The organism is Pseudomonas sp. EL_65y_Pfl1_R83 (assembly GCF_963970695.1).
GTDB classification, from domain to species: domain Bacteria; phylum Pseudomonadota; class Gammaproteobacteria; order Pseudomonadales; family Pseudomonadaceae; genus Aquipseudomonas; species Aquipseudomonas tritici.
In genome coordinates this window covers 199,893-213,800 of record NZ_CAXAQI010000010.1, presented here as the reverse complement: position 1 = coordinate 213,800, position 13,908 = coordinate 199,893, and the positions used below count along the sequence as shown (strand labels likewise).

Genomic DNA, 13,908 nt, shown 5'->3' with positions numbered 1-13,908 from the left:
AGCAGCGCCAACGGGCGGAAGCTGTCCGGTTCGTAGAGGTAGCTGCGGTGCCGGTCCGCGTGGTGTTCGGCGATGAGTTTGTCGCCTTGCCAGAAGAACTCGGTGGTTAGGCCGTCGATGGTTTTGCGGATGCGGCGGCCGAAGGGGTCGTAGCGGTAGCTGGCGGTTTGGCCGTTAGTTTTTTTAATACTGATCAGGCGGTGCTGGCAGTCGTAGCGGTATTCGGTGACGAGTTGCTGGCCTTTGCCTCGGCGTTCACGGATCAAATTGCCGAAGGCGTCGTAGTCGTAATGGCGGTCGCCTTGGATCATTAGGCGGTTGCCGGCGACGATGTCCGGGCCGGGGCGGTCTTGCATGAGCAGGTTCCCGGCGGAGTCGTGGCCGAAACGTTCCTGCTCGCCTTGGGAGTGGTCGGCGCGGGTGAGGCGGCTTAGCGGGTCGTAGTGGTAGTGGTGTTCGCCTTTGCGGGTATCGATGAGGCGGGTGAGGTTGCCGGATTTGTCGTAGTCGTAGTGGCGGCGGTAAACAGTGCCTTCGGCATCGGCGATGCCTTGGTTGAACAGGCGCCCTTGGGCGTCGTGTTGGTAACTGCTGAGCAGTTTTCCTTGGGCACGTTGCTGCTCGCGGCCGGCGCTGAATAGGTGTGAGGTCAGTACCGCACCATTCAGTTCAACTGTGGAAAGGTGTCCGCCTTTGTCGTGATTGAAGGTGAGGCGGTTGTTGTCCGGCAAACGCAGGTTTTTGAGTTGGCCGCAAGCGTCGTAGCCATAGCGCAAAGTGCCCCAGCCTTGGTGCTCAGCGGTAAGACGGTTTTGCGGGTCGTATTCGTAGGCCAGCGCCCAGTGGCCGTCGTCGACGCTGAGGAGGTTGCCTTGGCGGTCGTAGGCGTAATCGACGATGTTGCCGTCGGGCAGGGTTTTTCTTACGAGTCGACCGGCGTGGTCGCGCTCGTAGCGAGTGACTAGCTGACTGCCATCGTCGCCGTGTTCGGTCTTTTCTTGCAGGTTGCCGTTGAGGTCGTAAACGTAGGCGGTGCGCTGGCCGTCAAACCCGGTTTCCTGCTGGATAAGGCCGTTGCTGTGGTACTGGAGCCGGTAAGTTTCGCCGACTTCGTTTTCGATCTCGGTCAGCAGTAGCCGGGCGTTGTCGTAACGGTAGTTGACCTGGGTGCCATCGGCGTTGATGCGGCGGCTGATCAGGTGCAAGCCGTCCGCATATTCGTAACGGGTGACGTGCCCCAGTTCATCGCGTTCGGAGGTGATTTTTCCGTAAGCGTTGTAGGTATATTTACGCGTGGCACCGCTCGGCAAGACGATTTGGACTAATCGCCCAACGTTGTTCCACTCGAACTGTGTAAGCGCGCCGTGCTCGTCTTCCTGGGTGATTTTTCGCCCAAGGTCGTCATAGCGATAGCGCTTGATACTGCCATTCGGCCATTGTTCTTCAAGCAGTTGTCCGCGCTCATTCCAGACCAGCCGCTGACAACTGTGATCCGGATACCAAATCCCCGTCAGTTGCCCATATTTGTTGTAGCTGTAGTCCGTGGAATGACCGTCTGGATCGGTCCTACGCGTAACGTCGCCCTGGTCATTACGTTCATATTTCCAGACCGCCAGACCCCGCCTTACAACCCGTACGAACCCATTGTCATGCTCGTAGGAAGTCGGCTCGTCATCCCCCGGAAACAGCGCCACCAACCGCCCAGCTTCGTCGTACTGGTAGGCCGTGATCGCGCCGAGTGGGTCCTGCTCAACCGTCAGCCGACCTTTGTTATCGTAGGACTTGAAGTGCGCAGCACCATCCGGATCCACCCGCTGCACCAGCCGCGCCCGCTGGTCATGCACGTAGACTTCCTGGCTGCCATCGGCGTTATGAACCGTGACCTGACCGTTGTCATCCCACGCATACCGCGTGTCCATCTGCGAAAAGCTCGCCCAATGCCGGACACATCGCGCCGCCTTACCAGACCGTTCCCATTCCCAAAAGAAGCTCGCCCCACCGGCCAGTCCGCGCTCAAGAATGACGTGCTGATCGTCGTACCGATAAACCTCACTTTCGCCTACAGCGTTAGTCGCTGAAACCAACCGACCGGCATCGTCATAGGCGTAGGAAACAACCTTCTGCTCCGTCACCCAGACAAACGGACCGTCATCCACTGCCCGTTCAACTTGGTAATCCACCGCGACAATGCGGCCCGACGCATAGCGCAAAAACAACGAGCGCCCCACACCGTTATCCAGCCGCTCAATCTGCCCGAGGTAGTTACGGAAAATACGCAGCCGGTTGTCATACGCGTCGCTGATCGCTGTCAGCACACCGTCGCAGAAATGGTAGAAACGTGACCCTTGAGACAGGACTAATTCATCAGGCAAAGACCCCAAGTAGATCGCCGCTTCAGCCAAGCTATTGGTGATTGCTGGCCGAGAAACAGATGGCAAGGGCAGGGTGGTCGATCGATTCTCATGGTCTGTCCAAACGACCGAATCACCTGAAACCGCGAGCCGATGCGCCAGCGAGTGACTCCAGCCAAACCCCAGCCCGCAATCCACTTCCACCGCACTGGTGCGGTACAACCGTGTCCACTCAAACGGCAGAATTCCATCGAGCGCACCATCGGTCAGCGTCAGCAATTCCTCCCCGGTGACCATCGACACCGGGCAGCCATTGGTCGCGGTCTTAGCCGAAGAAGCCGTCGCATCGCCAGCTGGGTTTTTTGCAACCTCAGGCGCGTCGTCGATAGGCTCCAGCCGCACCAACACCGTCCGCTGTTCCAGCTTGTCCCTAACCATCGTCACCGGATTGGAAACCACCTGATCCCCAGCCTTCAACGGCAAATCCGGAATCACCTTGATCGGCGTCCCGGCGCCCCCCAGTAACAGCGGCTTGGCCGCTTCGACATGCGCTTCCAACCGAGGCCCGACAAGCTGATCCGCCAGCATCTCCAGCCACTTACGCACCTGCCCGGACTTGATATGCCCCAGCACCTGCGCACCCATGCGTACCTGCACCCCCATCCCCCGCGTCGCCCAGATCAAAAACAGATTGATCAGCACCTCGCCGGTAATCTCGCCCAGCAGTTCGTACATCTGCGGCGGCGGGAGCATGCGTATCCAGGCCACCATCGCTGACAAATAAATGAACAACAGCGGCTCATCGCTAAGCACCAGCAGGCCGTGGGCAATGGCGTCTTTGCCCAGTTTCAGCAGTTCATCCAGCTCGGCTTGGGTGATGTACTGCAGCAACTTCTCGCTGTTGGTCTTCAGGTCCGCCAACAGGTCGTATAGCTGTGTGAAATTGTCCCAGAGGTTGTAGAGCGCCTTGCCAATCCCTGTTGAAAACGCCACGGCCTGCATCGCGCTGCGCTCTAACGGCGCGGCATTGGCAAAGCTGCTCCATTGCCGCTTGAATGTCGTTTTCCATTCATCACGCAGACGACGTTCCAGCCCCGCGATCACCGACTGATAAGACGCATACAGCGTCTTGACGTGATCCTTGGAAACGTTGGGATAAAAAGTGATTTGGTAGTGCTGGTCGCGGGTGCAATCTTTGATTTCAAGAATGCCGCTTGGGCCAATGGTTCGATGAATCGGCGCGCCTATCGGGCTGCCATCGGGAGCAATCGCTTGTAGCATCACCGGCGTATTGCCGATGGGCACAAAGCGTGTGCTCTCGAACATATGCACCAAGGTCAACGCGCCCTGGGCTTTGCAGACGGCAACCGTGCGATTGGTTTTTTTGGAGGACGCCGGAGCGACGAGAGAAACCTCTTCCCCCACCTTGAATACCTGCTCGACTTCCAGCGACGAGCCACTCCAGACGCTCTCGGCCCATTCGTCAAAAGTATTCAGGCAATCCCGAAAGTCACGAAAGACGCTTTCGACGTCTGGCGCTTTGGCATTCATCGGCGACAGGACAAACTTGCCAATGACCGGAATCAAGAGGCCGTCCAGCGGGTCAGGGTGTTAACGGAGAAGTACATCGGCGGTCCCTCGCGCTGATTGATCAGGCGAGAGACTTTGGAGAGGTTGGTAGGGAAAAGAAGTCGGCGTTATTCGCCGGGATAGCTAGGAAGTTTCACCAAAACCTCGGGCAAACCGAGGCTTCGTTGTAGGCAAGGGATTACAGGCTGATCAGTCCTACAGCTTCAACAGCCCAATCGCTTTGCTCAGCTCCCCGGCCAATGCCGCCAGTTCATTGCTGGTAGTCGCCGAGTCCACAGTCTGCTGCACGGTGTTCTCGGTCACGTCACGAATGCTCACGACCGCGCGGTTCATCTCTTCGGCGACGTGGCTTTGTTGTTCCGCGGCGACGGCGATCTGGGTGTTGCTTTCGCGCATCTGCGCCACAGCACCGGTGATTTCGGCGAGGGCGGCGCCGGCTTCCTGGGCTTGTTGGACGCAGTCGTCGGCCTTGAACGAGCTTTCCTGCATGAAGTCCACTGCGTCGCGGGTGCCGGCTTGCAGGGCTGAGACCATGCGGGTGATTTCGTCGGTGGAGGTTTGTACGCGTTTGGCGAGGTTGCGCACTTCGTCGGCAACCACGGCGAACCCCCGACCCATTTCGCCGGCGCGGGCCGCTTCGATGGCGGCGTTGAGGGCGAGCAGGTTGGTCTGCTCGGCGATGCTGTGGATCACGCTGACCACGCCGTTGATTTTCTGGCTGTCCTCGGCGAGTCTCTGGATCATTTCGGCGGTTTGCTGCACGCCGGTCGACAGGCCGGCAATCGAGCGTTGTACGCGGGTGACCACTTCCCGGCCGCTGCCGGCAAGGGTGTCGGCGGTCTGCGACAGATCCCGGGTGGCGCCGGCGTGCTGGGCAATATGGTAGACGGTGGCGGTCATCTCGTTGATGGCGGTGGCGGCCTGGTCGGTTTCGCTCTGCTGGCCGAGCATGCCGTGCTGCACCTCGTTCATGCTGCTGGCCAGGCGCGCGGCGCCATCATCGAGTTGCTTGGCGGTACGCGCGACGGTGTTGACCACACGTTGATAGCCCGCTTGCATGGCGTTGAAGGCGCTGGCCATCTGGCCGACTTCGTCCTTGCACGCCAAAGGCACACGGGCCGACAGGTCGCCGGTTTTCTCAACGTGCAGCATCACGTCCTTGAGGGTGTTGAGTTGGCTGAGCAGGAAGCGGATCAGCAATTGCGAGGCACCGAGCATCGCGAGCATCAGGATCAATACCGCCACCGCATAGTTGGCGAAGCGTTCGCCGAACACCTGGCTCAGGCTTGGCGCGTAAGCGAGTACGGCCACGTATTGACCGTCAGTGCGGGCGATGACTTCAGCCCCCATCAGTACGTTCTCGCCGAATAACGGCATGTGATTGAGTTCGACCCAGCCAACGCTGCTACCCAGGGCTGACAGGTCCTGGTCGGCCATTTGTGGGACTTGGCCGCGCTTGAACGTCAGCCATTGCTCGCCCTTGGGCAGCGCTTCGCCAGCCGGCCAGGCGCTGAGCAACCGTGCTTGGGCCTGCGCCGAGGCATGGGACGCGCTGCTGCGGGCCTGTTGTTCAAGCTGCAGGGCGTACAGCACCAGCAACAGGGTGGTAATGAAGGCGACCGCGTTGACGGCCCAGAATTTGTACTTCAGCGAGATATTGCTAAGCCAGGCACCCATGGAAGGTTTTCTCTGATAGCGGAAACAGCATTGGCAAGGTGCCATTATTGTGCCGCTATCGAGGAAACCGGTTTTGACATGGGTCAACGCGCCGCATCAATCCACTTCAGGCAGCCCGAAAAAGGTGCGGGCGCAGGCAGTGCTGTGCCGGGCCAGATCTTCCACGCTTTCGTTGCGATGCAGGGCGACTTCGCGCAGCACTTCCGGCAGATACGCAGGTTCATTTCGGCCATTTTTCGGCTTGGGGCGCAGCGTACGTGGCAGCAGGTAGGGCGCATCGCTTTCCAGCATCAGACGGCCACGGGGAATCTCCCTGACCAGTGGGTGCAGGTGTGTCCCACGGCGTTCGTCACAAATCCAGCCGGTGATGCCAATGTGCAGGTCGAGGTCGAGATAACTGAACAGCGCCGTTTGTTCGCCGGTGAAGCAATGCACCACGGCGGCGGTGAGTTGGTCGCGGTAGTCCTTGAGGATTTCCAGCAGGCGCACGTTGGCGTCACGCTCGTGGAGAAACACTGGCAGTTTCAGCTCGACGGCCAGTGCCAGGTGTTCTTCCAGTACTTTTTCCTGCTGCGGGCGCGGTGAAAAATCCCGGTTGAAGTCCAGCCCGCATTCACCCACTGCTCGCACGCGGCTTTCGCTGAGCAAACCGCGCAAGCGTTGGGCGCTGTCGCCGTTCCAGTCACTGGCAGAGTGGGGGTGAATACCGGCGGTGCTGAACAGGCGCTGGCCGCTTTCATCGAGTTTTACGCACAGCTCCAGGGCGTGTTCGCTGCCCTCGACGCTGGTGCCGGTGAGCACCAATTGTTGCACGCCGGCGGCATAGGCACGCTCAAGCACGGCCTGGTGTTTCTCGTCGAAACTGGGGTTGGTCAGGTTGACGCCGATATCAATGAGTTGCATGGTGCTACCTCCGCCTGCGGCCGGAAAGCATATCAGAGCTGTAGATTTATAAGAAAAACTAAGAACTACAACGAGTTATAGCTGTCTTTGAACGTCGCAAGTGACACTGGGCTTGGTCGAACGCCTTGCCCTGTACCACCGTTGCGCGCAAAGCCTGCGCTTAAAGCGCTCTGTTTCTGACCCCACCGCCTCGTTTTTCGCGAGGACGTTGGCCAGTATTCTTTTCCGGAGAGCGGATGATCCGACCCTCGGCGTTGCTTATGTTGTGCCTGACGCTGCTGCTGCCCATGGCCGCGATTGCGCGTCTGGACGGGCCGCTTGAAGTGACCAAGCCCGGCAAAGTGCGCGACCTGGCGCAGATCCGCTCTAGCCGCACCCTGCGTGTATTGGTCAACCAGAGCCGTAACAGTTCCGGCGAGGTTCAGGGTCAGGCCATCGGTGTGGAATACCATCGTTTGCGCGCCTTCGAGCAATACCTCAATGGCCATGCCCGTAACGGCCAGGAAATCAACCTCAAGATCATTCCCAAGGCCAAGGACCAGTTGCTCGGCGCGCTGGCCCGTGGTGAAGGTGACCTGGTGGCGCCCGGTGAGCTGCTGGATGTAAAGGCTGCGCACAAGATCAGCACCAGTGATCCGATTGCCAGCGATGTCCCGCTATGGCTGGTGGGTGTGAAAGGCGAGCGGCGGTTTACCAAGGTTGAGCAGCTGTCCGGACGCACCCTGGCGCTGACCACCGGGAGTGCGGCGGCGGACGCCATCAGCCAGGTCAATCAGAAACTGGCCCTGCACAAGCGACCACCCATCAAGGTGGAATGGGTTGACCCGACCCTGGCGGTGGAGGATGTGCTGGAGATGGTCCAGGCTGGCATTTTCCACCTCACCATTGTCGAAAAGCCGATTGCCGAGCGCTGGTCGAAGATCCTGCCCAAGTTGCGTTTCGATAAACAGGTGGTCATCAGCGAGCCGGGCGACGAGTATTGGTTTGTGCGCCAGGATGCCTCGATGCTGCGGGCCAGCATTGATCGCTTCCTCAAGACCTATCGAACCCCCGCAGACCAGGATGTGGCGTTTCAACGCATCTACCGTCGCCTCTACCAAGTGCGTAACCCGCTGGCCCGCGCCGACCGCCAGCGCCTGGAAAAATTGCGCCCGGTGTTGCAAAAACATGCCCGCGAGCAGGGCATGGATTGGTTGAACCTTGCCGCGCTGGCCTTCAAGGAATCCGCACTTGACCCTGGCGCACGCAACAGCGGCGGGCCCACCGGCCTGATGCAGATCACGCCCTCGGCAGCGCAGCGCGTGGGGATCAACAATATCGAAAGTCTAGACAGTAATGTGCAGGCGGGTGCGCGCTACCTGGCGATGATCCGCCGCAAGTTCTTCGCCAGCCCCAAGCTCAACGAGCGCGAGCGGATGGCCTTTGTGCTGGCGGCGTACAACATGGGGCCAGAGCGGGTGCAGGGCATGCGCACAGAGGCCAAGCGCCGGGGGCTCAACCCCAACCAGTGGTTCTTCCAGGTTGAACGCATTGCCATGGAGCAAGTCGGCATGGGCGGCGTCAGCTATGTTAATAGCGTCAACAAGTACTATTTGGCGTTCGATCGGGAGCGGGAGTCCCTGGAACCGCCAGCGCCGAAAATCGTTTCACGGAAGTAATCGATTTCATCGATATTAATCAGGCATTTTTTCAGCTTTTATCATTGTTTAAACTGATTAGTATAGCGGCCAACCAACCCCTACTTTGAAAAGGATTATCACCATGAGCCCACTGATCAAAAGCGTCCTGTCCACCCGTGCCGGTTACGGCCTGACCATCCTGCGTATTATTGTCGGCATTATCTTCGCCGCCCACGGTTCGCAAAAACTCTTTGGCTGGTTTGGCGGCTATGGCCTGGCGGGCACTGCCCAGTGGATGGAAAGCATCGGCCTGGCGCCGGGTACGCTGATGGCGCTGCTGTCGGGTGGTACCGAGTTCTTCGCTGGCCTGGCACTGATCGTTGGTCTGCTGGCGCGTCCGGCGGCACTCGGCTTGACCATCCTGACGCTGGTGGCGATCTTCTCGGTGCACATCCATAACGGTCTGTTCATGGCCAACAACGGTTATGAGTTCGCACTGGCCTTGCTCGGCGGCACCCTGGCGGTGTTGTTGGAAGGTGCGGGCAAACTGTCTGCCGACCGTGCTATCGCCAACTGATCGTTCTGCAAAACCTTGAATCGGCCCGCCATGTGCGGGCCTTTTCGTTGCTCGGGATTGTTGACACCGCCCCACCGGCTTCTCTAGGATGCCGTTCATGCGCCGATTTAAACAGCTAATTGCGGGGCGCCATGGGTGATCGTTATAGGTCCCGACAGAAGCATGTTCCATGCTTCGAAATTCCGCTAAAGCGCTGGTTCGGTGTTGCCTCTCACCTGCCCGCAGACTTTTGAGGCAGAGACACGACACGATGAATGCACTACGCCCCCTGATACGCCTGGCCCCGATCACCGCGGACCTCACTCAACGCAATCCTAAAATTCTCCTTGGCGGCAAGCACCAGCCTACGCTCTTGCGTTACTTGGATGGTTGGCCGCGCCGCACTGGCCGACCCTCAGCGTTCCTGATCCAGTTTGTCGAAGATGGCGATTCCCTTGCGCGTTTTGCCAGCAACAGCTTTGACCTCGCTGTCATCCAGGCCCCCAGTGCCGGCGACGCCGAAGAAGTCATCCGCCAATTGACCCGCATCGCTCGACAAGGGCTGATCGCCCGACGTTAATCGTTCAGTGAATCAGGCTGCCAGCGTGCAGGCGACGACGGCGATGACCCCTGAAGACCCCCCAGGCGATCAGGCATAACGTCAGCGGAATGGCAAAGGTCACCACCAGTTTTATCGCCAGTTCCAGGTGACGCACCTGGGCATAGGCTTCGCGTTGCAAGGCATGCAGCTCCATGGGCAAGCGTAGGCGTTCCTTGTTGAGGGCTTGCAACTGGGTGGTGGTCTCCACCGCCTGGGTGCCGAGGGCAGTGGACCACGGGTTCAGCCGTTGCCATTCCTGCTCCGTTCGTTGCAGGCGTCGTTCCAGGTCGCTGGCCTTCGCGCGATAGGCGTGCTTCGCGACCTCGCGCATGCGCTCCAGCACTGTCGGCTCCCGTTCCTGCGGCACGCGAGGGCGAATTGCGGCGAGTGTGTCGGGGGCGGCCAGGTGGTCCAATGTATTCAAGACAAACAACGCGTTGCTGTCAGGTGCCGAATTGCTGACCTTGTCCGTAAGCAAGTCCGTGTCAGCAATGACCACGACATGTATCTGCGCTGCTTTCTGCACACCGGGCGGTTGCCCCTTGAGGCCATCTGGAAAGACAGAATAGCTCGGCCCCTCGATACGTGCGGCTATCACATGACGTCGCGCTTGGCCCGATGCCTGTTCAATCAATGAGTCGACCGTGGTTGCGCGTGTGAAACTATTGGCATCCAGCAGCACCGATTGCTCGGAGCTTTGCAGGAGAGGGGTGAAGGTCGTGCGACTTTTACTGATTCGTGAGAGGGCACCACTGCTCGATACCGTCACCCTGTTGAGGTTCCATGTGCTGATATCGTTTGTGTTCATCGCCTGCCGAGGCAGATTCAATCGGACTTGAGTGGGCGCCCCTGGCGTTTCCCAAGGCGTATAGAGGTCGTCGGCCAGCAGCTTGTCCGCTGGCATCTGGATACCCCAGGCAGCCAGTAATTCGCCCAGTCGAGTGTTGGCAGGGGCAGCGTTTGAGCGTTGCTCGCTCAAGGGATCAATAAACATCATCAATCTGCCGCCCCTCAATACAAATTGTTCAATCCCATACAGGGTTCGCTCAGATAACGCCTGTGGGTGCACAACCATCAGCGTTTTTATGCGCTCGGGGACGTGCGCGGCAGTCGACTCCAGGTTGACCAGATCAAATTCACGTCGTAGATCCTGCAACAGCCGACCTGCAGCTTCGTTCATCGCCAGCCCCGACAGCAGTGCAACGACCGGGCGCTCCGGGTGCTGCAACTTATAGAGCAGATGGCTGATTTCATACTCGAGCAAAGGCTCCCGGTCGAGGCTGAAGGAACCAATACGGCGCACACTGTGACCGGCGCGGGTGCCGATAAGGCCGAGAAACCCAGCGGTGTGGTCGAGTCCGGATAGCCGCGCTTTGTAGGCGTCCTCGGAAAAAGGTGCAGGTTCAATAAGGTGCAGGTTAATCATGCCATTGGCTGTTTTTTCGTACGCCTTGAGCAGTTCCTCAATACGCTTGCTGTAGCGTTGCACGGCGTAGCTTCTTTTCGCGTCGTTGTTCGAGTTGAAGTAATACAGGTCGACGGGGCTTTCCAATGTGGCAACTAGATGTTGTGCTGAAGACGATAAAGTGTGAATTTTTTGTTGAGAAAGATCCCACTGGATATCAGGAAGTTTACCTATCCAAACCAGATTGAACGCCAGGAAAAGTAACAAGGTGACGGTGAGTGTCATGCCGGTGCGCAGAGTGGACCGCATTAAGGGTTTCCCTTCTCAGCTGTGTTTGTAGTTGAGTGTGACGGTCGCCGCAGCGAGAAAGGCGAGGATCATGCTAATGAAGTAAAGCGTGTCGCGAAGTGTAAGTTTTCCATCATCGATACTGCTGAATCGTAAAGCCGGGCTGAGGGTGGCCAGGCTGTCGATCAACCCTATCGGGGCTTGGTGCTCAAGCGAATCCAATACAGTAGAGAGTCCACTGGCTGTCAGCAGCAAGACAAGGGTCAGTACGAAAATGACAGTGCGCTGGCATACAAATGTGCAAATAAAGCAACCGGCGGACAGGTAGCTGCCCGCGAGCAGCCAACTCGCTAAAAATTGTGAAGCAATAACGCTGTTGTCCGCGCTGCCCAAGGAGTTGGCAATGATGACGAGAGGAAACATCAGGAGCAGCGTTGTGCCTGCGACGAGCCAGGCGGCGAGGAATTTCCCGATAACCCATTCAAGTGTCGTGATGGGCATGGTTTTCATCACGCCGAAAAAACCTGCATTGGCCTCATCCGACCATAGTTGCGTGGCCAGGGCGGGAATCAACAATAAGTACAGCCAGGGATGGAACTGAAAAAAGACCTGCAAGTCGTTGTGGTTTTGTTCCGGCCACGAGCTTACGTACATGCCCAATGTCACTGACAGCATCAGGAAGGTCGCAATGCTCAGGTAAATACTGGGCGTGCAGGCAAAGCTGGCAAGTTGACGCTTTAAAATGACAGGCAATAGTTTCAAAGAGACGCCTCCTGGCTCAACTGCTGGACTACATCATTGAGGCGCCCTGGTTCCAGGTTCAGTGAGTTGATTTTCCAGCGACGACTGGCAATCAGCGTGTTGATATGGGGATAGATGGTGTGCCCCGGCATGGCGAGAACGGTCACCGTGCCGGGTGCATGCCGATGCTCTTCGATGCCTGCCACGCCTGGCAGTACGGCGAGGGCCAGCAGATCCAACGGGGCGTCCGCAGCAAGTGTGACGGCCTGGAAGTGACGGGAGTCGCGCTGTAGATCGGGCAGTGGGGTATCGGCCACCAGGCGACCGCCGGCTATGACCAACGCGCGTGTACACCATTGGGACAATTCATCGCAGTGACGAGAGGCGATGATCACTGTCATTTCTTGCGTCAGTGATTGGATAAGCGCCCTGAAGGTATGTTTCTGATCAGGTGCGAACCCTTCCGTTGGCTCATCCAGCAGTAACAGGGCTGGACCATGCAGGATGGCTTGGGCAATAGCGACTTTGCGTTTCCAGGCAATGGAGAGCGCGTCGAGGGGGGCATTGAGCACCGGAAACAGTTCCAGTCGTGCAACAACGTGTTCCAACCGTGCGCGCTTTTCGGCGCCATGGAGGCCGCGAACGGCCGCGATAAAACCAAGGAATGTATTGACGGACATTGTTGGATGGCCGAGGTCTTTGGACAGTTGGTAGCCGACGAGTTTTCTCGCTTTAAGTGCATGGGTTTGAGTATTGAAGCCCTGGATATTTATATAACCGCTGGACGGCTGGGTCGAACCGGCTATTAGATTGAGCAGGGCTGTTTTGACCGTATGATCCTCTCCGAATAAACCCAGGCATTCTTGTGACGGGGCGCTAAATGAAAAGTCGCTTATTAGAGTTGTGTTACCCGTGTGTTTTGTCAGATTGCTTATTTCGATCATGTTTTTACCGAATAAGTTTGGCATGACGTAGGGGGCGTGAAAAAAGGGTACGGGTAATGACCGTTTTTGGGAACGCCGATAACTATTAATAAGACAAGTCCTACGTGCGGGGCAGTCAAGCCACTGAAACAATGTGTTGTGTTTTAAAAGCGTCAAATTTTCAAATGTTTATTTGTTGTTTATGTAAACTTTCTGCCCCGCATAATGAGGCCTGAATGCCATGATGCTGCTACGTACCCTTGTGCTTGAACGCGACGGTCAAGATGCTCCGGTTAACGGTGCGCTGCTCTGTGGGTTTGCTGTAGGTCAGACGGCGTGCAACTTTCTTGTTTACAGTTTGGATGAGGAGGTAGAGCCGGGAAGTTCCAGGGTCTATATCGCGGCCTTGCGTAAGAAACTTGATCGGTATTTCCTGGGCGGGGTCGAGTCCAAGGAAGATTTGCAGGTGGCCTTACATGTTTTTAAGCAAATACTGACATTGGCCGCTTCGGGGGTTAAGGCGGGCGGCGTTACTGAGACCCAGGTGCCCTATCATTTTGTTGATTTGAAAGGTTGCAAGCTGCCGCCCGCCAGGCCCGAGGATCATCACTCGGTGATCATCAAGAAAGCGCTGGTGATGAAAGTGATCACCCTGGGCATGTCGGCATCGACACTGCCGGCTATCGAGAGTGCTTCATTGATCGTGCCGTCCATTCGTTTTTCGTCGCAAATGAGCTCCCCGGCCAAAGGGGCAGGCCCCTCAGAGCCACCCCGGCCGATGCATGAACATCTGGTTGAGGAGCCCCTGCCAGCTTCCGTCGAAACGCCCGTGGTCATGGCGCCGCCGCCACCTGCAATCCCACGGGCACCCGTTGCGCCGGCACAACCGCAACCCCCTGCGTCAGGTGACCACAGTACGTTGTTCGAAGTGGACAGTACGTTGACCAACCTTGCCCGTGTCGCCCAGGAGCTGACCCAGCAAAAACTCGCGGCAATCGAGCAGGAGACGGCACTTGAGCAATGGCAGGCGCGGTTGCAGCAGGGGCAAAGCCAGTTGGACGAGAAGGTTCGAGAACTGGAACAACGCACCGCTCAATTGCATGATCAGTCGCTTGCGGTCAGCCAGAGGACCGAAGCCCTGAAGGTGATGACGTCGCAGGTGGCGGGCCTGCGGCAAAGCCTGAGAGGCATGCTGCTTGAGCTGGATCGGGCGTTGGATAGCTAGACTGGCCTGGCTACTTTCCCGGGTTCATT

At 58.0% G+C, this 13,908-nt stretch carries 10 protein-coding genes; 4 read left to right on the top strand and 6 right to left on the bottom strand.

Annotated elements, in window-relative coordinates:
- From AACY08_RS16675 to AACY08_RS16665, 3 genes are all read right to left on the bottom strand, one after another.
- On the bottom strand, window positions 1-3,938 hold a 3,938-nt coding region (locus AACY08_RS16675), incomplete at its 3' end, for a DUF6531 domain-containing protein (RefSeq protein WP_339470449.1).
- A 198-nt stretch (window positions 3,939-4,136) separates the two neighbouring features.
- Window positions 4,137-5,618, bottom strand: a complete 1,482-nt coding sequence (locus tag AACY08_RS16670; RefSeq protein ID WP_339427773.1) for a methyl-accepting chemotaxis protein — start codon at window positions 5,616-5,618, stop codon at window positions 4,137-4,139.
- 96 nt (window positions 5,619-5,714) lie between these two features.
- Entirely contained in the window at window positions 5,715-6,521 is an 807-nt protein-coding gene (locus tag AACY08_RS16665; protein WP_339427774.1) for a TatD family hydrolase, read from the bottom strand.
- A gap of 236 nt (window positions 6,522-6,757) precedes the next feature.
- Here AACY08_RS16665 and AACY08_RS16660 point away from each other — a divergent pair, with 236 nt between their 5' ends.
- The 3 genes from AACY08_RS16660 (at window position 6,758) to AACY08_RS16650 (ending at window position 9,276) form a co-directional block, all read left to right on the top strand.
- Complete coding sequence (locus tag AACY08_RS16660; protein ID WP_339470447.1) at window positions 6,758-8,179, top strand: transglycosylase SLT domain-containing protein; 1,422 nt, start codon at window positions 6,758-6,760, stop codon at window positions 8,177-8,179.
- Between the two features lie 103 nt (window positions 8,180-8,282).
- Entirely contained in the window at window positions 8,283-8,717 is a 435-nt protein-coding gene (locus AACY08_RS16655; protein WP_339414790.1) for a DoxX family protein, read from the top strand.
- A gap of 250 nt (window positions 8,718-8,967) precedes the next feature.
- Window positions 8,968-9,276 (top strand): hypothetical protein, encoded by a 309-nt coding sequence (locus AACY08_RS16650; RefSeq protein ID WP_056857201.1) that lies wholly within the window; start codon window positions 8,968-8,970, stop codon window positions 9,274-9,276.
- A gap of 4 nt (window positions 9,277-9,280) precedes the next feature.
- On the opposite strand, the gene AACY08_RS16645 is transcribed toward AACY08_RS16650, so the two are convergent.
- From AACY08_RS16645 to AACY08_RS16635, 3 genes are read right to left on the bottom strand one after another with little or no spacing between them, the layout of a single operon-like run.
- Window positions 9,281-11,011 carry a Gldg family protein gene (locus AACY08_RS16645; RefSeq protein WP_339470446.1) on the bottom strand — a complete coding sequence of 577 codons (1,731 nt, stop codon included), beginning with the start codon at window positions 11,009-11,011 and terminating at the stop codon, window positions 9,281-9,283.
- Between the two features lie 15 nt (window positions 11,012-11,026).
- The gene (locus AACY08_RS16640) at window positions 11,027-11,752 is read right to left on the bottom strand and encodes an ABC transporter permease (protein WP_339470445.1); all 726 of its coding nucleotides are present in this window, start codon (window positions 11,750-11,752) and stop codon (window positions 11,027-11,029) included.
- A complete protein-coding gene (locus AACY08_RS16635; protein WP_339470444.1) occupies window positions 11,749-12,675 on the bottom strand; it encodes an ABC transporter ATP-binding protein in 927 nt (308 codons plus the stop codon). The genes AACY08_RS16640 and AACY08_RS16635 overlap by 4 nt, the downstream gene beginning before the upstream one ends.
- A 220-nt stretch (window positions 12,676-12,895) precedes the next feature.
- On the opposite strand from AACY08_RS16635, the gene AACY08_RS16630 reads away from it, so the two are divergent.
- On the top strand, window positions 12,896-13,879 hold the full coding sequence (locus AACY08_RS16630) for a hypothetical protein (RefSeq protein WP_339470443.1): 984 nt from the start codon (window positions 12,896-12,898) through the stop codon (window positions 13,877-13,879).
- Window positions 13,880-13,908 lie beyond the last annotated feature (29 nt).

What these genes read in the sequence shown, in the direction of transcription:
- AACY08_RS16670 (WP_339427773.1), bottom strand. Translation starts at nt 5,618, where the DNA reads ATGGGTGCCTGGCTTAGCAATATCTCGCTGAAGTACAAATTCTGGGCC.
- AACY08_RS16665 (WP_339427774.1), bottom strand. Translation starts at nt 6,521, where the DNA reads ATGCAACTCATTGATATCGGCGTCAACCTGACCAACCCCAGTTTCGAC.
- AACY08_RS16660 (WP_339470447.1), top strand. Translation starts at nt 6,758, where the DNA reads ATGATCCGACCCTCGGCGTTGCTTATGTTGTGCCTGACGCTGCTGCTG.
- AACY08_RS16655 (WP_339414790.1), top strand. Translation starts at nt 8,283, where the DNA reads ATGAGCCCACTGATCAAAAGCGTCCTGTCCACCCGTGCCGGTTACGGC.
- AACY08_RS16650 (WP_056857201.1), top strand. Translation starts at nt 8,968, where the DNA reads ATGAATGCACTACGCCCCCTGATACGCCTGGCCCCGATCACCGCGGAC.
- AACY08_RS16645 (WP_339470446.1), bottom strand. Translation starts at nt 11,011, where the DNA reads ATGCGGTCCACTCTGCGCACCGGCATGACACTCACCGTCACCTTGTTA.
- AACY08_RS16635 (WP_339470444.1), bottom strand. Translation starts at nt 12,675, where the DNA reads ATGATCGAAATAAGCAATCTGACAAAACACACGGGTAACACAACTCTA.
- AACY08_RS16630 (WP_339470443.1), top strand. Translation starts at nt 12,896, where the DNA reads ATGATGCTGCTACGTACCCTTGTGCTTGAACGCGACGGTCAAGATGCT.